This is a genomic window from Arthrobacter sp. MAHUQ-56, assembly GCF_019710585.1.
In the GTDB taxonomy this organism is placed as follows: Bacteria; Actinomycetota; Actinomycetes; order Actinomycetales; family Micrococcaceae; genus Arthrobacter.
Map to the genome: position 1 here is coordinate 91,342 of NZ_JAIFZQ010000025.1, position 15,198 is coordinate 106,539.

The 15,198-nt window shown below is 67.3% G+C and carries 18 protein-coding genes and 2 riboswitches; of the genes, 7 read left to right on the forward strand and 11 right to left on the reverse strand.

The genetic code is table 11. The annotated features are described in order from the left end of the window. Window position 1 precedes the first annotated feature (1 nt). From K4G53_RS19815 to K4G53_RS19825, 3 genes are all read right to left on the reverse strand, one after another. Window positions 2-265, reverse strand: a complete 264-nt coding sequence (locus K4G53_RS19815; RefSeq protein WP_221387402.1) for a DUF4235 domain-containing protein — start codon at window positions 263-265, stop codon at window positions 2-4. Window positions 266-352: 87 nt separating this feature from the next. Further along, window positions 353-601: a CDGSH iron-sulfur domain-containing protein gene (locus K4G53_RS19820; protein WP_221387403.1), complete on the reverse strand. Its 249-nt coding sequence runs from the start codon at window positions 599-601 to the stop codon at window positions 353-355. Window positions 602-739: 138 nt separating this feature from the next. After that, a complete protein-coding gene (locus K4G53_RS19825; protein WP_221387404.1) occupies window positions 740-1,825 on the reverse strand; it encodes an iron-containing redox enzyme family protein in 1,086 nt (361 codons plus the stop codon). Between the two features lie 257 nt (window positions 1,826-2,082). On the opposite strand from K4G53_RS19825, the gene K4G53_RS19830 reads away from it, so the two are divergent. Continuing rightward, on the forward strand, window positions 2,083-2,844 hold the full coding sequence (locus tag K4G53_RS19830; protein WP_221387405.1) for a GAF and ANTAR domain-containing protein: 762 nt from the start codon (window positions 2,083-2,085) through the stop codon (window positions 2,842-2,844). A 7-nt stretch (window positions 2,845-2,851) separates the two neighbouring features. On the opposite strand, the gene K4G53_RS19835 is transcribed toward K4G53_RS19830, so the two are convergent. Further along, window positions 2,852-3,394: a heme-degrading domain-containing protein gene (locus K4G53_RS19835; RefSeq protein WP_221387406.1), complete on the reverse strand. Its 543-nt coding sequence runs from the start codon at window positions 3,392-3,394 to the stop codon at window positions 2,852-2,854. A gap of 87 nt (window positions 3,395-3,481) precedes the next feature. After that, window positions 3,482-3,621: riboswitch (TPP riboswitch) on the forward strand. Window positions 3,622-3,684: 63 nt separating this feature from the next. Between K4G53_RS19835 and K4G53_RS19840 the strand changes: the two genes are divergently transcribed. From K4G53_RS19840 to K4G53_RS19860, 5 genes are all read left to right on the forward strand, one after another. Continuing rightward, window positions 3,685-4,308 carry an ECF transporter S component gene (locus tag K4G53_RS19840; RefSeq protein ID WP_221387407.1) on the forward strand — a complete coding sequence of 208 codons (624 nt, stop codon included), beginning with the start codon at window positions 3,685-3,687 and terminating at the stop codon, window positions 4,306-4,308. Then, window positions 4,308-5,858, forward strand: a complete 1,551-nt coding sequence (locus tag K4G53_RS19845) for an ABC transporter ATP-binding protein (RefSeq protein ID WP_221387408.1) — start codon at window positions 4,308-4,310, stop codon at window positions 5,856-5,858. The genes K4G53_RS19840 and K4G53_RS19845 overlap by 1 nt, the downstream gene beginning before the upstream one ends. After that, window positions 5,855-6,655, forward strand: a complete 801-nt coding sequence (locus tag K4G53_RS19850) for an energy-coupling factor transporter transmembrane protein EcfT (RefSeq protein WP_221387409.1) — start codon at window positions 5,855-5,857, stop codon at window positions 6,653-6,655. The genes K4G53_RS19845 and K4G53_RS19850 overlap by 4 nt, the downstream gene beginning before the upstream one ends. A 100-nt stretch (window positions 6,656-6,755) precedes the next feature. Then, on the forward strand, window positions 6,756-8,279 hold the full coding sequence (locus K4G53_RS19855; protein WP_221387410.1) for a UDP-N-acetylglucosamine 1-carboxyvinyltransferase: 1,524 nt from the start codon (window positions 6,756-6,758) through the stop codon (window positions 8,277-8,279). Between the two features lie 67 nt (window positions 8,280-8,346). Continuing rightward, window positions 8,347-9,573 carry a glutamate--cysteine ligase gene (locus K4G53_RS19860; RefSeq protein WP_221387411.1) on the forward strand — a complete coding sequence of 409 codons (1,227 nt, stop codon included), beginning with the start codon at window positions 8,347-8,349 and terminating at the stop codon, window positions 9,571-9,573. 18 nt (window positions 9,574-9,591) lie between these two features. Here K4G53_RS19860 and K4G53_RS19865 read toward each other — a convergent pair whose 3' ends face one another. The 5 genes from K4G53_RS19865 to K4G53_RS19885 form a co-directional block, all read right to left on the reverse strand. Beyond that, window positions 9,592-10,215 carry a hypothetical protein gene (locus tag K4G53_RS19865; RefSeq protein WP_221387412.1) on the reverse strand — a complete coding sequence of 208 codons (624 nt, stop codon included), beginning with the start codon at window positions 10,213-10,215 and terminating at the stop codon, window positions 9,592-9,594. Between the two features lie 53 nt (window positions 10,216-10,268). Continuing rightward, a complete protein-coding gene (locus K4G53_RS19870; RefSeq protein WP_221387413.1) occupies window positions 10,269-11,477 on the reverse strand; it encodes an O-succinylhomoserine sulfhydrylase in 1,209 nt (402 codons plus the stop codon). Then, window positions 11,478-11,888: a rhodanese-like domain-containing protein gene (locus K4G53_RS19875; RefSeq protein ID WP_221387414.1), complete on the reverse strand. Its 411-nt coding sequence runs from the start codon at window positions 11,886-11,888 to the stop codon at window positions 11,478-11,480. Further along, window positions 11,885-12,160 carry a DUF1737 domain-containing protein gene (locus tag K4G53_RS19880; protein ID WP_221387415.1) on the reverse strand — a complete coding sequence of 92 codons (276 nt, stop codon included), beginning with the start codon at window positions 12,158-12,160 and terminating at the stop codon, window positions 11,885-11,887. The genes K4G53_RS19875 and K4G53_RS19880 overlap by 4 nt, the downstream gene beginning before the upstream one ends. Window positions 12,161-12,173: 13 nt before the next feature. Beyond that, a riboswitch (SAM riboswitch) is annotated at window positions 12,174-12,289 on the reverse strand. Window positions 12,290-12,484: 195 nt separating this feature from the next. Continuing rightward, window positions 12,485-12,739 carry a hypothetical protein gene (locus K4G53_RS19885; protein ID WP_221387416.1) on the reverse strand — a complete coding sequence of 85 codons (255 nt, stop codon included), beginning with the start codon at window positions 12,737-12,739 and terminating at the stop codon, window positions 12,485-12,487. Between the two features lie 226 nt (window positions 12,740-12,965). On the opposite strand from K4G53_RS19885, the gene K4G53_RS19890 reads away from it, so the two are divergent. Next, on the forward strand, window positions 12,966-13,670 hold the full coding sequence (locus tag K4G53_RS19890; RefSeq protein WP_221387417.1) for a TetR/AcrR family transcriptional regulator C-terminal domain-containing protein: 705 nt from the start codon (window positions 12,966-12,968) through the stop codon (window positions 13,668-13,670). Window positions 13,671-13,677: 7 nt separating this feature from the next. Here K4G53_RS19890 and K4G53_RS19895 read toward each other — a convergent pair whose 3' ends face one another. Beyond that, a complete protein-coding gene (locus tag K4G53_RS19895; protein ID WP_221387418.1) occupies window positions 13,678-14,142 on the reverse strand; it encodes a pyridoxamine 5'-phosphate oxidase family protein in 465 nt (154 codons plus the stop codon). A gap of 60 nt (window positions 14,143-14,202) precedes the next feature. Further along, window positions 14,203-15,132: an aminodeoxychorismate lyase gene (locus K4G53_RS19900; protein WP_221387419.1), complete on the reverse strand. Its 930-nt coding sequence runs from the start codon at window positions 15,130-15,132 to the stop codon at window positions 14,203-14,205. Window positions 15,133-15,198: the final 66 nt, after the last annotated feature.

A 15,198-nucleotide genomic window follows, 5' to 3' on the forward strand; every position in this document is an offset into this window, starting at 1 on the left:
CCTAGACGATGTCCTGGCTCTTGGCGAAGCGGGCGATGGCGCGCTGGGTGCCGCGGTTGGCCAGGACCTGGATGATGGCGCTGACCGATGCCGAGATCAACGCGAAGGTCAGGGCCGAACGCAGGCTCGTTGGGACATCCTCGTTCTTGCCGGTGGGCGCCTTCTGCCCGGTGGTCTTTTCCCAGATGCCGTTGACCAGCTTGGTTCCGGCCAGGCCTGCGAGGAGGCTCACCCCGGTCCCGAGCAGCTTGATGAAAAGGTTCATTCCCAGTACTCCTTGACAGCGGAAAGCGGACTGCCTCCAGCCTAGCCGCACACCCCGGTGCGCCCGGGTAGGCCCGCCCGCCGTGCCCTATCCCGCAGGGCGCTCCGTGCGGAACTTGATCATCTTGTGGGTTCCGTCGCAGTAGGGCTTGATGGCCGAGGCCCCGCACCGGCACAACGCCACGGTTTTGCGGTCGCGGGGCACCGGGCCGCCGGAGGGTGTGACGATCTCAAACTCGCCCCTGACAATCAGTGGCCCGTCGGGGCACACCACAATGGAACTGGCGGCCGGTTCCCCGGCGCCGTTTTCCGTGGTTTCCGGCTGCTCCTGGTTCACATTTGCTCCTCTGTGGTTCGGGCGTGGGCTTTGCCTCGGTGGCGCAGCCGGAGTTCGGCCTCCCAGATTCCAAGGCCTCGGGTTCATCGGTCCAGCGCAGGGGAAGGATGTACTCGACGTCCTGCCGCGGCCGCGGCGTTATGCCGCCACGGGCACTGCCGCCCGCAGCGATGATTTCCCGGACTCCCAGGAGCCCAGCAGGTGGGCTGACAGCCGGCTGTCGATGGCCATGACGGCCGTGGCACCGAACAAGACATCCCCCAGTAGTTCCGGCTCGGCCTCCACCAGCCCACCTGCCAGGTCCCGGCCGGCGATCTGTTCGTGCACGGCGTCGGCTTCCACATGTTCATCGAAGTAGTGCGTGACGCCGGCATCGAAACCGTGGCGGCGGAAGCCGTTGCCATAAAAGCGGTTGGGCTGGGAGGACGTCATCTCGTAGATGGCCAGGTGGCCGGTGATGGCGCCGCGGAGCCGCCGGTTCAATCCGCACAGCGACATCAGGTTGACCGAAGCGAGGGAGACCGCTGGGACGGAGTCAACGTACGCGCCGTAGGAGTCATCCAGTCCGATGCCGCGCATGGTGCGGGCAAACAGGGCACTGTGCATCCGTTCTGGCCGGCCGCCCCCGTACTCGTCCGCCTGGATTTCCACGAGCGCGGCCTTGGCGCGGCCAGTGAGGCGGGGAATGGCCCAGGTATGCGGATCGGCTTCCTTCAGCTGGTACACCGATTTGTGCACCAGGAACTCCTTCAACTGCTCCAGCGACGCCTTCCTGGCCACGTAGCGCGAGACACTCGGGCCGGTGTCGCTGGCAGCAAGATCGAAGAGGATCCGGGCGACGTCGTCGCTTGTTGGATTGCCACCGGGCAGCTGGCTCCCGGTGAAGGCGCCGGTGGCCGGAACGCCGTGTTCCCGGCCGACCTTCCGCGCGGCCTCACGGAGCGCCTTTTCGAATGGCTCCTCGATCATCCGCCGGATCCGGATCAGTCCAGGCTCCCACTCCCAGTCGTCGGCGACGCCGTCGAGGCCTGAGTAGTGGAGTTCGTAAAGGCTGAAGAGGGAGAGCTGGATGTCCTCGTGGCCAATGATGTCCGCGGCCAGGGCCAGCTGTCCCGCCACCATGGCGTGCAGTGCGTCCAGGTCAGCCGCGGAGGAAGCCGGCGCCTGCACCAGGACTTTGAACAGGGCGCTGCTGACGGGTCCTCTGGTTTCCGGGATTCTCATGGTGCTCCTTGGTCTGCCGCGCCGATGCCGGGAACGAACGCGGGGGAGCCTGTGCCTGGCGCTGCCAGGCCGTGTCCTCCTCGAAACCCGGGAGGAACATAGTAAGCATGGCTTAGTAATTAAAGCTATGCGGGAACCGGGCAGCAGAATGTGGGTCGGCAACGGGTTAGGGTGGAACGCAGAACCGTTTGGCAGGAAGCGGCATCCCCGTCCCTCCGTATGCTTCCGGTGGCGACCAGTCCACCCGGAGCACTGCCATGGTTCAAGAACCCCTCGCCCCTGAACACCCCCTGCAACTTTCCGAGTATTTCCAGGACCTGCAGGACCTGGTGCTGGACAGCCCGGACGTGGAAGTCTTCCTCAACGAACTGGCCACCGTTGCAGCGGAGGGCCTTTCAGCCGCCCCGTTCGTGCCGGTGGTCTGCGGGGTGACCCTGCTCCGGCGGAAGAAGGCCACCACCGTGGCCAGCAGCGACCCCACCGCCAAGGGAATGGATGAACTGCAGAACACTTTCCGGGAGGGACCGTGCCTGACGGCCATGGGGGAGATGCGGAGTGTCCTGGTGCCGGACACCGCACAGGAGCACCGTTGGCCCGGTTACGTTGCCGCTGCTGCGGAACAGGGCATCCGCTCCATCCTGTCGGTGCCGTTGCTGGTGGATGACGCAACCCGGGCCGCCCTGAACCTGTATGCGTCACGCAGCGATGCCTTCAGCGGCCCGCACGTCAGCCGGGCGGAGGCGTTCGCCGCCCAGGCATCGAAGTCGCTTCGGCTCGCGCTGAAGATTGCCCAGCTCAATGACGCCCGCAACGACATGGCACTGGCCATGCAATCCAGGACCGCCATCGACCTCGCCGCGGGCATCGTCATGGCCCAGAACCGGTGCAGCCAGTCGGCGGCCATGGAAATCATCAAGGCTGCCTCCAACGCCCGGAACATCAAGCTGCGGGAGCTGGCCCAGTCCATCGTCGAGTCGGTGGCCGCGGGTGCCGGGGTCACCACGCACTTCGACGAATGAGCGGCAGCTACACCTCCAGCGCCGAGCCAAGGACGTCCCGGAGGGCTTCCACCACCAGGTCGTGGTCCTGCACCTGGGGCAGCCCGGAAACGGCGACGGTTGCCACCGCTCCCACTCCCGTGACGAAGATGGGGAAGGCACCCCCGTGCGCGGCGTAGCGGGACTGGTCGAACCAGGCGTTGTCTTCTATCCGGCCGCCGCCCAGCCGGCCCCGCAGGCCCACCAGGAGCGACGGCGCCTCGTACCGTGCGGCGGTGCGCTGCTTGGCCCGGATCCAGTGGCCGTTGTCAGGCGTGGCGCCCGGCAGTGCGACATGGAAGAGGACTTGCTCGCCCTTGGTGATGTCGATGGCGATGGGAAGGTCCCGCTCCTTGCCCAGTTCCACGAGGAGGAGGCCAAGGTTCAGGGCGTCATCCGGGGAAAACCCGGGGAACTGCAGCTCCCGGACCTCCGCTTCGACGCGGGCGATCAACGCCTCCAGGGACCCTTCGGGCTGCGTGTCGAGGGAATCCGGATCGAACTCGGTCACATGCGGCGGATTGGCACTCATGCCCCACAATCTACCCCTCGCCAGGTGTAAACTTGACCACGCCCGCAAGGGCTGAAATACACGCCTGAATTGAACCAAAACCACCATTTACAACGACAGGGGAGCGCCGCCGTCGGCATCCCGGCCAGGCCGGGGAACCGCAGGTGGGCGCTGAGAGTGCGGACCGCCGCAGACCCTCGAACCTGATCCGGTTAGTACCGGCGCAAGGGAGTCGAGTTCTCGAAGTGACTGGCAACGGCACTCAACGCCGGATTGCCGCGCTTTCCCCTCCTGTTACCCAGGAGGATCACATGAGCACAGCAGCAATCAAGAAGACCACCAGCAAGTCCTGGCGCGTCGTGGACATCGTGGTGGCGGCTCTCGTCGCCATCGCCGGCGGCGTCATTTTCTGGGCCTGGTCCCAGGGCGCGGCCGCAGTATCCGTGCCGATGAACGCGGCCTACCCGCCCCTGACCGGCCTCATCGCCGGCGGCTGGATGATCCCGGGTGTCCTGGGGATGCTGATCATCCGCAAGCCCGGAGCCGCGCTGTTCTGCGAAACCGTGGCAGCCACCGGTGAACTCCTCATGGGTTCGCAGTACGGCACGTCCGTCCTGTTCTCCGGCTTCGTCCAGGGCCTGGGCGCGGAGATCGTCTTCGCGATCTTCGTCTACCGCAAGTTCAACCTGCCCGTGTCCCTGCTGGCCGGTGCGGCATCCGGCCTCTTCTGCGGCCTGAACGACTCCTTCGCACCCTGGGGCTGGAACATCGCCTACTCCGGCGCGGACAAGCTGGCCTACATCGTCTTCTGCATGGTCTCCGGAGCCATCATCGCCGGCGCGCTGTCCTGGATCGCGACCCGCGGCTTGGCCCGCACCGGGGTCCTGAGCTCCTTCGCCTCGCGCAAGGCCGCAACGGAGCCCGTCTTCTCCTGATGCCCGCCGCTTCCCAGGGCGCCGGGGCTCCCGCCAGGCCTGCCGCCATCACCGCCCGAGGCTGGGGCTGGCGGCATGCCGGCAGGTCCAAGCCGGCCGTCAACGCCCTCAACCTTGACATCAGCCCGGGGGAGCGCGTGCTCCTGCTGGGTCCCTCCGGCGCCGGAAAGTCCACGCTCCTGCATGCCCTTGCCGGGGTGCTGGGGGATGTGAATGACGACGGCGAGGCCGGGGATGCCGACGAGGCGGGTTCGCTGCTGGTCGACGGGGAGTCCCCGCGCGCCCGGCGCGGCCATGCCGGGCTGATGCAGCAGGACCCGGAGACCCAGGTGGTCTTGTCGCGGCTGGGTGACGACGCCGCCTTCGGCGCCGAGAACCTCGCGGTGCCCCGCGACGCCATCTGGGCGCGCGTACACGAGGCGCTGGACGACGTCGGGCTTGCCCACCTTCCGCTGGACCACCCGACGTCGGCCTTGTCCGGCGGGCAGAAGCAGCGCCTCGCGCTGGCCGGCATCCTTGCCATGCGCCCCGGACTGATCCTGCTGGACGAACCCACCGCCAACCTGGACCCGGACGGAGTGCTGGAAGTCCGCGACGCCGTCGCCCGCTGCCTCGACAAGACCGGGGCCACGCTGGTGGTGGTGGAACACCGGGTATCCGTGTGGAAGGACGTCGTGGACCGGATCGTGGTCCTGCAGCCCGGCTCCGCCGCTGAGGATGCCGTACTCCTGGACGGGCCGCCGGACCGCGTCCTTGCAGAGGCCCGGACCATGCTCGCTGCCGCGGGAGTCTGGGTGCCCGGTTACGTACCGGCAACCCGAAGCCGTGCGGCAGTTCCGGCCGCGGGGGCGGGCAACCTTCTGCTGGCCGCCGAGCAGCTTGCCGTTTCCCGCGAGCGTCCGCGCCGCAGCGGCTTCCGGAAGGTGCCGCCGGTCCCGGTCCAGGAAGGCCTCACGGCCCAGGTCCGGGCGGGGCAGGCGCTGGCCATCACCGGGCCCAACGGTGCCGGAAAATCGACCTTCGCCCTGACGCTCGCCGGCCTGCTGGAACCGGTGGCAGGGACGGTGTCCGCCACGCTGGACCTCAGCCGCGGCGCGGGCATCGATCCGTACAAGTGGAAGGCCGAACAGCTGATTTCGCGGGTTGGCACCGTGTTCCAGGAGCCGGAGCACCAGTTCGTGACGGGCAAGGTGCTCGATGAACTGCGCTTCGGCCCACGCCACCTGGGCCACGGCGGGGAACGGGTAGACGAACTGCTGGAGCGGCTCCGGCTGACCGCCCTGGTGGATGCCAACCCGTACACCCTGTCCGGCGGCGAGAAGCGGCGGCTGTCCGTAGCCACCGTCCTGGCCGCCAGCCCGCAGGTCCTGGTGCTGGACGAGCCCACCTTCGGCCAGGACGCCAACACCTGGGCGGAGCTGGCATCGTTCCTGTCCGAACTACTGGACGCCGGCACCGCGGTGGTCTCCGTGACGCACGATGCCGAGTTCACCGCCGCCCTGGGCGGGGCCGAACTGCGGATGGCCGCGGCGGAAGCGGTGGCGCCATGAGGCAGCAACTCACCCTGCGCGGCAACCACGCGCTCCTGACCCGGGCCAACCCGCTGAGCAAGTTCGCCGCCGTCGTGCTCATTACGGCGGTCCTGGCGCTGTCCATCGACTGGGTCTCCGCCTCGGTGGCCCTGGTGTTCGAAGTGCTCCTGTTCCCGCTTGCCGGCCTGACGCCGTCCCTGTTGTGGCAGCGCGGCTGGCCGCTCATCCTCGCCGCCGCCGTCGGGGGCTGGAGCACCTCCATCCTGGCTCCGGACAGCGGGCGGATCCTGCTCGACGTCGGCATCTGGAGCATGAGCGAGGGGTCCCTGCAACTGGGGATCGGGTTTTTACTCCGCGGGTTCGCCATCGCGCTTCCCGCGGTGCTGCTCATGAGCTGCACCGATCCCACGGACCTCGCCGACGCGCTGGCGCAAAAGGCGCGGCTGCCGCACCGCTTCGTCCTGGGAACCCTGGCCGCGATGCGCCTGGTGGGCCTGATGGCTGAGGAATGGCAGACCATCGGCATGGCCCGCCGGGCCCGCGGCGTTGGCTCCCGCGGCAACGTGGCCCAGCGCGTAAAGGCAACGCTGGGGCAAAGCTTCGGCCTGTTGGTGCAGGCGATCCGCCGTGCGTCCCGGCTGGCGGTGACCATGGAGGCCAGGGGATTCGGGGGCGGGCCGCGGACCTGGGCCCGCGAATCCACCTACAGCGTACTGGACGTGTGGGTGCTCGCCGGCGGTGTCCTGGTGGCCGGGCTTGCCCTGGTGGCCGCCGTATCCGCGGGGACGTGGAACATGGTCTGGCTCGGCAGCTAGCGCCGGCAGCCTATCGCATCTACCGGGTAGTACCTGGCTGCTCGTTGCTCTCAGGGCGCGTCGGGGCGCCGGGATAACTCATAAATGATATATTTGTGTCATGACGCAGGAAACCGCCGAACACGTTGCCGCCATGCTCAGGGACGCCCGGAGCGAGAAGGGCTGGACCCAAGGTCAGCTCGCCGCCGAACTCGGCACCAGCCAAAGTGCTGTCGCCAGGATGGAGCAGGGCAAGCAGAACCTGAGCCTGAAGATGATCCAGCGGCTGGAGAACATCTTCGAGCGGAGCATCGTCAATGTGGGCAAGCCGCAGATGACCCACCTGCGCGTGGAGGGCGGACGCACCCTGTCCGGCGCCGTGGACGTGAACAGCAGCAAGAACGCAGGTGTGGCGCTGCTGTGCGCCAGCCTGATCAACCGCGGCACCACGGTGCTCCGCCGCCTCGCCCGCATCGAGGAGGTCAACCGCATCGTCGAGGTGCTGACCAGCATCGGCGTCGAATGCACGTGGCTCAACGATACCGACCTCCGCCTGCGCCGCCCGGCAGTCCTTGACCTGGACGCCATGGACGTTGACGCAGCGCGCCGCACCCGCAGCGTCATCATGCTGCTCGGGCCGCTGTTGGATGAGTCCAGGCAATACCGGCTGCCCTACGCCGGTGGCTGCGACCTTGGCACCCGGACCGTGGAGCCCCACATGCAGGCGCTTCGCCAGTTTGGGCTCTCGGTGGAGGCCAGCGCGGGTTTCTACACGGTCCAGGCGCCGCCCGCCGATACCCGGGACCGCTCCTTCGTCCTCACCGAACGCGGCGACACGGTCACCGAGAATGCGATTATGGCGGCCGCCCACCGCCCGGGAACCACCGTGATCCGCAACGCCAGCCCCAACTACATGGTGCAGGACCTGTGCTTCTACCTCCAGATGCTCGGAGTCAGCATCGAGGGCGTGGGCACCACCACCCTGAAGATCACGGGGCGTCCGCTGATCGACGCCGAGATCGAGTATTTCCCCTCCGAGGACCCCATCGAGGCCATGAGCCTCATCACCGCGGGCATCGTTACCAACTCGGAGGTGACGGTCCGCCGCGTACCCATCGAGTTCATGGAGATCGAGCTCGCCACGTTGGGCCAGATGGGCCAGCAGCTGGAGGTCTCCGAGGAGTACATGGCGCGCAACGGCCGCACCCGGCTGGTCGATGTGACCACCAAGCCCTCTGAGCTGAAGGCGCCCGAGGACAAGATCCACCCCATGCCGTTCCCCGGGCTGAACATCGACAACCTGCCGTTCTTCGCGGTGATCGCCGCGAACGCCACCGGCCAGACGATGATCCACGACTGGGTGTACGAGAACCGGGCGATCTACCTGACCGAGCTGAACAGGCTGGGCGCGCAGGTGCAGTTGCTGGATCCGCACCGCATCTACGTCAACGGCCCCACCCGCTGGCGTGCGGCAGAGGTGGGCTGCCCGCCGGCGCTGCGACCGGCCGCCTGCCTGCTGCTGGCCATGCTCGCGGCGAGGGGCGTGTCCGAACTGCGGAACATCTACGTGATCGAGCGTGGCTACGAGGACCTGGCCGAGCGGCTGAACACCATCGGAGCCAAGGTGGAGTACTTCCAGGACTGACCATTAACGGTTCGTCATGATGGGCGGGGCTGCTTCACTTCCGCCGTCACTGCCGCAGAATGTTCGTATGCGTACATTCGGCGTAGAGGAAGAACTCCTGATTGTTGACCCGGAGTCCGGAGAACCGCTTGCCCTGGCTGACGCACTCCTGGCCGGCAAGGGGGTTGCGGCGGACGATTTCCCCGTGGACCCGGACGTGCACCATGCCGGGAACAAGGCGGATTACGACGACGAGATGGGCTTGAGTGCCGAGCTCAAGCTTGAGCAGATAGAGACGCAGACCCGGCCGTGCCTGGATTATGAGACGCTGCTCCTACAGATCCGCGCTGGCCGGACGCTTGCCGACCAGGCAGCCCAAAAGCACGGTGCCCGGGTAGCCGCGCTGGCCACGTCGCCCGTCGCGTCCACCAGCCACACCACCCCCGACCCCCGCTACGCCAGGATGCTGGAGCGGTTTGGCCTCACTGCGCAGGAACAGCTGACCTGCGGCTTCCACGTGCACACGTACGTCGAGTCCCCGGAAGAGGGCGTGGCGGTTCTGGACCGCATACGCGACAAGCTGGCGGTGCTGACCGCGCTAAGCGCCAACTCGCCCTTCTGGAACGGCGTTCCCACCGGATTCGAGAGCTACCGCACACAGGCCTGGAACCGGTGGCCCACGGCCGGGCCCGCCGGTATCTACGGGACCTACCAGGCCTACCGCCGGGTGGTGACCCGCCTGCTGGATACGGGCGTCATGCTCGACGAAGGCATGCTGTACTTTGACGCGCGGCTTTCCCGAAACCATCCCACCGTGGAAGTGCGGGTGGCTGACGTGTGCCTTCGTGCCGAGGACGCGGGCCTCATTGCCGTGCTGGTCCGGGCGCTGGTGGAATCCGCCAGCAGGGAATGGCGGCAGGAGGTTGACCCGGCGCCGGTTCCCACCGTGCTCTTGAGGATGGCTTCGTGGCAGGCCAGCAGCGCAGGACTCAGCGGCGAGCTCCTGGAGTTCGGCAACTTCCGTCCGGCGCCTGCCAAGGATGTGGTCCGGTCCCTGGTGGAGTACCTGGCACCGGTCCTGGACGAACAGGGCGAGCTGGCGCTGGCCCGGCAAGGCGTGGAGGACATCATTGCCCGGGGGACAGGAGCGGCTGAACAGCGCCGCGCCCGCGACAAGGCATTGGCGGGGCAGCCCCCGGAGGACATGGGGTTCGGTGCCGTGGTGCGGCAGGCCGTCAGCGTCACGATGCGGGACGCGCTGGATCTCGCGGAGGTCGAAGCGGCGCCGGAACTGCTGCGGGTGCGGCAGTCCTAGGCGTCCCGCCAGGATCCCTCAAAGTGGCGGCTCCTTTTTGAAGCGCAGGAGCTTGACGCCGAGGGCGGTCTCCACGAGGTAGAACACGAACGGCGGAATGTCCTTGTAGCGCAGGAGGATGCCGGCGAAGAGCGGCGTGCTGGCGGCGGCACCCAGGGCGGTCCTGCCTTTGAGGGATGAGGACTGCAGTGCCACGCCCAGCAGGCCGATGCCGCAGGTCTGGAGGCCGGCGTACGCCAGGAAGGGCCACGCCGCACCCCTCCGGTAGGCGAACTTTTCAATGTCGGCCGCGCGTACGGCCAGGTCCCACACAAACAAGGGGCTGCCGGCGAGCAGGGCCGCGGCCCCCGCCGCCGCCAGGTTTTCGCCCCGGGCAGGCTCCGATGCCGCTCCCGCGGTTTGGGGGGACTGCCGAAGCTGCGCTGCAAGCCGCAGGAAGCCCATGGGGGCCGCCGCAGTTCCTGCCGCCGCAAGGAACTGCCCCAGCGTCCAGAGGCCGCGGTGGCGTTCCAGCATAGCCAGCCGCTGCTCCGCACTCTTGGTGGCGTGGACATTGCCCACCATCGCGATCCCCAGCAGCCAGCACACGCCCGCCGCGGTGCTCACCGCTCCCGCCCTGGCATACGGCTGTGACTGGTCCACGGCTTGCCTCCTTCGCCTCCGCTGCTTATTAAAATGCGGAAGAGCGCCGGAAACTAGATCTGCTTCAGCGCCTGTTCCAGGTCGCGGATAAGGTCATCCGCATCCTCAAGCCCCACGGAGAGGCGGACCACGCCGTCGCTTAGTCCGATGGCAGCGCGCCCCTCCGGCCCCATGGCCCGGTGCGTGGTGGTGGCCGGGTGCGTGATGAGGGACTTGGAGTCGCCAAGGTTGTTGGAGATGTCGATGATCCGCAGCCCGTCCAGCAGCGCGAACGCGGCCTCCTTGCCGGACCGGCCCGCAGAGGGCGCCAGTTCCAGCGTGAGGACGGTGCCGCCGGCGCTCATCTGCTTCGCCGCCAGGTCGTACTGTGGGTGGGACTTCAGCAGCGGGTACTTCACCCAGCTCACGGCCGGCTGTTGCTCCAGCCACTCGGCGAGCCGGAGTGCGGTGGCGGACGAGTGGTTGACGCGCAGGCCCATGGTTTCCAGCCCCTTGGTCAGCACCCAGGCGTTGAACGGGGAAAGTGCGGGACCGGTGTGGCGCATCAGCTGCTTCACGGGGCCGTCGATGAATTCCTTGGTGCCCAGGATGGCACCACCCATCACGCGGCCCTGGCCGTCGATGTGTTTGGTGCCGGAGTAGACGATGACGTCCGCGCCGAGGTCCCCGCAGCGCTGCAGCAGGGGAGTGGCGAAGACGTTGTCGGCCACCACCTTGGCGCCCGCGGCGTGCGCCAGTTCGCTCACGGCCGCGATGTCCACGATTTCCTGCATCGGGTTGGATGGTGATTCGAAGAACACGGCGGTGGTGGGCTTGGACAGGGCTTCGCGCCACTGGTCCAGGTCGGGGCCGTCAACGAAGACGGTTTCCACGCCCCATCTGGGGAGGATCTCATTCAGGATGACGAAGCAGGAGCCGAACAGCGAGCGGGCGGCAACAACCCGGTCACCGGCGGCCAGCAGGGCACCCAGTGCGGTGAAGACCGCGGACATGCCCGACGCCGTCGCAAAGCATGCCTCGGTGCCTTCCAGCAGGCGGAGCCGTTCCTGGAAGGTTGCCACGGAGGGGTTGCCGTAGCGGGAGTAGACGAACCGTTCATCCTCGCCCGTGAAGGCGCGTTCTGCCGCCGCCGCTGATTCGTAGACGAACCCGGAGTTCAGGAAGATGGCCTCGGACGTTTCCTGGAAGTTGGTGCGGTCGAGTCCGCCGCGGACGGCCTGGGTGTCGGCGCTCCAGCCGGAGGCATCTGGGTTGAAGGTCACTTAGTTCTTTCCGAGGTTGGTGGGCAGGCCGCGGTTCTTCCAGCCGTTGACGGTCCGTTCGCCGTAGCGGTCAGGCTCCCCCTCGAAGCCTTCCAGCACGTTGTACGAGGTGAAGCCGGCCTGGGTGGCGGCAATGGCAGCGGCGACGGACCGCTGGCCGGAGCGGCACAGGAACACCAGTTCCGCGGACGGGTCCTCGGGTGCCTGCTCCTTGAGGTCCTTCACGAAGTCGGGGTTGGGGATGCCGCCGCGGAAGGTCCACTGGATGAAGAGCGGGTCGTTGTCCGTGGCCTTGGTATCCGGGATGCCGATGTGGGCCCATTCGCCCTCGGTGCGGACATCCACCAGGATGGCGCCCTGCTCGAGCTTGGCCCAGGCTTCCTGCGGTGTCAGGTCTCCTGCGTAGCTCATGCGTGGCCCTCGCCGTCGAACTCGCCCTCAAATTCGCCGTCAAGTTCATCCACGGCGGTGGCGACGGCGGCGTCTGCGGAAGCGATCGCGGCCGGCAGGACCACTGCCTGGGCGACGATGACGCTGCTGCCGTTGAAGGTGGCCGCCGGGCTGCCGTGCAGCACATACCCCTCGTCCAGGGCAGCGGAGATCCGTTCACAGAATGATCGGTCGTCCGGGCCTGTAATCAGGCGGTAGGACAGCTTTTCTTCAGGGGCGGGTGCGTCAGGCACGACGGATCTCCTTCTCTCACGCTTGCAGCTCGAATCGGTCGATATGCCGAGTATTCACCTGAGGCACCCCGCCGCGAAAGGGAGGGTTGCCGACCGGCCAGTCAGGGCTTAACGCCGGTACTCATTACTCCCCAAAAACGTAACATCTGACGCGCGCAGCCGCATCGCCGCCGTCGTCATGTTCCGTAATTGAGCGGCACCCCGGGCCGGGGACGCGCATGCGCATCTTTCGGCCGGGCATGAAAATGCTGCGGCGCCTGCGGCACCACAGCATTCATGTCCATTTCCCGGTCATCAGGCGGCCGGATGTAGTCCCCGTAAGGCCTACACGAGTTCGGGATACGTGGTGACGATGTAGTCGGCAGCGGCCGGCCCCGTCATCCGCACGCCCTTGCGGCCTGCCGGCATCTTGTTCTTCATGGCTGACCAGAAGCTGGATTCGGCCCCGGGTACCTGCTGGTTGATGAAGCACCAGCTCATGTACAGGCCAAACAACCGGTCCCGGTCGAGGGCGGATTCTGAAGCCTGGTCGACGTAGGTGGCTTCCTGGAGGAACTGATCGAACTGCGAATGTGCCATGACGGCTCCCTTCGCTCGGTGCACTGTGCCGCCGGTAGGCTACAGCGGCGAGCCTCGATGCCCTGCACTGCGGGCAAGGATTGTGTAGTTGCATTCCCCGGAAAATTCAGGGGAGCACAGAGTGCTGTCACCACGATGTCTACACTGTAGACTTTACCCGTAGACCAGATATGAGGCAACCCTCCCAGTTACCGTGGGACGGCGGCCCGGCAATGAGGACCACGCGATGACTTCCGCCGATACTCCCAGGAGCGGCCAACCGAAAAGCAGGCTGAGCAGGGACATTGTCCTGGCCAAAGCCCTCGAACTGGTGGATGCCGAAGGGCTGGAAGCGCTGAGCATGCGCCGGCTGGGGCTGGAACTCGGCCGGGATCCCATGAGCCTCTACCGCTACGCCCAAAACCGCGCCGCCTTGCTCGACGGTGTGGCGGAGCTTGTTCTCGATGACCTGTCCATCGAGCCCTCGGACCCGGACTGGAAGGCGCAGCTTCGGAAGATTGCCCACGGCCTGCGCCGGCAAGCGCTCCGGCACCCCAACGCAGTGCCCTTGCTGGTGACGCGGCCCCTTTCCACTCCGCTGGGCCTCCGGCCGCTGGGCACCCTGAGGCCACTGGAACAGATCCTGTCCCTGCTGGTGGCGGCGGGATTCGAGCCTGCCGACGCACTCCACGTCTACCGCGCCTACTACGGCTTCCTCTACGGGCACATCCTCAACGAACTTCAGGAGTTCGTGGTGGATCCGGAGGAGAACGAAGCGCTCCTGCGCCTGGGCCTCCACCGCCTGCCCGCAAAGGACTTTCCGTGGCTCCGCGCCCTGGCCCCTGCCCTCGCGGAATACGACGGCGAGGCAGAGCTGGAGCAGGGGCTCGCGATCCTGCTGTCCGGACTGGAAGCGCAGCTCACCCGGCAGACAGCGGGTTCCGGCGCCTGAGGCACGGCTACTCGAACGACGCGCGGCGCCTGTCCTGCAGGCGGGTGTTCCAGACATCCGGCCGGTTGACCTTGAACCGCCTCCCGGTCATGGCCTTCGCGTTCAACCTGACGTAATTGGCCTTTTCGCCCGGCTGCCAAGGCTCCAGTCCAAGACTGTCCACGGCATCCCGGTCCGCCTGCTCCTCGAGGATCTCCGTCTCACCCCGCACCACCACGCTCCACGCGAGCTCCGTGGCGGAATCGTAGCCGTCGATTTCCAGCGCTGCCGGCCGCTCCATCTTTGCGCCCCAGAGCTTCGTCCCCGCGGCCGTGCGGAAGACGATGCTCCGCCGATGGACAACGTAGTTCACCGGGAAGATTTCGGGGTGGCCGTCAACCACGATGGCCAGCCGGCCCACGGTGTCGCCGTCGAGAAGTTCCCAGCAGTCGTCGAAGGAGAGTTTTTCGATGGGCAGGTTTTGCGAGTCCATGGTCCACACCTTACGGGTGATGCCGAACAGGGAAAAGACCCGTGGCGGGCCCGCCTGCGCCTAGTGGATGCCGGCGAACAGCCCGCTCAATTCGGCAGTCAGCTCTTTCTGGACTGAGGGGGTGCCGATCTCCTTGCCATCGATCCGGTTGACGGGCGCCAGCAGGCGGACGCTGGAGATCAGCCACACCGCGTCAGCATCGAAAAGGTCCTGGGGTTCCAGGGGGCCGTACCCCAGCTCCCAGCCGGCCGCTTTGGCGGCGGTGAACAGGGCGCCCTGGGAGGTGCCCGGCAGGATGCCGCTGTCCAGCCGGGGCGTGATGAGGCGCTTCACGGACGTGCCGTCGTCGGATTTTTCCACATGCGCGAGCAGCACCGTGGAGGTGGGGCCCTCCAGGACGCGGCCATCGGAGGACAGGAAGATGACGTCGTCGGCGCCCTGCTTGTGGGCGTGGCGCAGCGCCGCCATGTTCACTGCGTAGGAAAGCGTCTTGGCGCCCAGGAGCAGCCAGGGCGCCCGTTCTGCCACGTCACTGTCGTAGCCCCGGTCCAGGAGGATGACGTCAATGCCCGTCTCGCGCTGGCGGCGCCCGGCCTCCCCGGCAGGGGAGACCTGCACCCAGGAAGTGGGGGCGGCCGCGCCCTCGGCGCCGCGGGTCACCACGAGCTTGACCACCAGCTCGTCAGTGGCGGGATCGGTTGGCGGGTGCTCGGACCGGTGGCCGTTAACAGCGGTGGCAATGGCCCGCTGCCACGCGTCCCGCCCGGGGACCACCAGGTCCAGGGCCTCTGCGGACCCCGCAAGCCTGTCCAGGTGGGCCGGCATCTTCCGTACCGTTCCGCCCACGGCCAGCATGGTTTCGAAGACGCCGTCACCGCGCGTGACGCCCAGATCCGTGACCAGCAGCTGGGGTTTGGATGCGTCAGCGACGCGGCCATCCGGGAAGGCGGGGTCAAGGAAGACGAGGGCCACGGGGGCTGCTGAGCTCATGGCACCAGCTTAGTGGGGCGCCGCGGATAAGCTGGGCACAGTGTGCCGGCCGGATCCGCCCGCCGG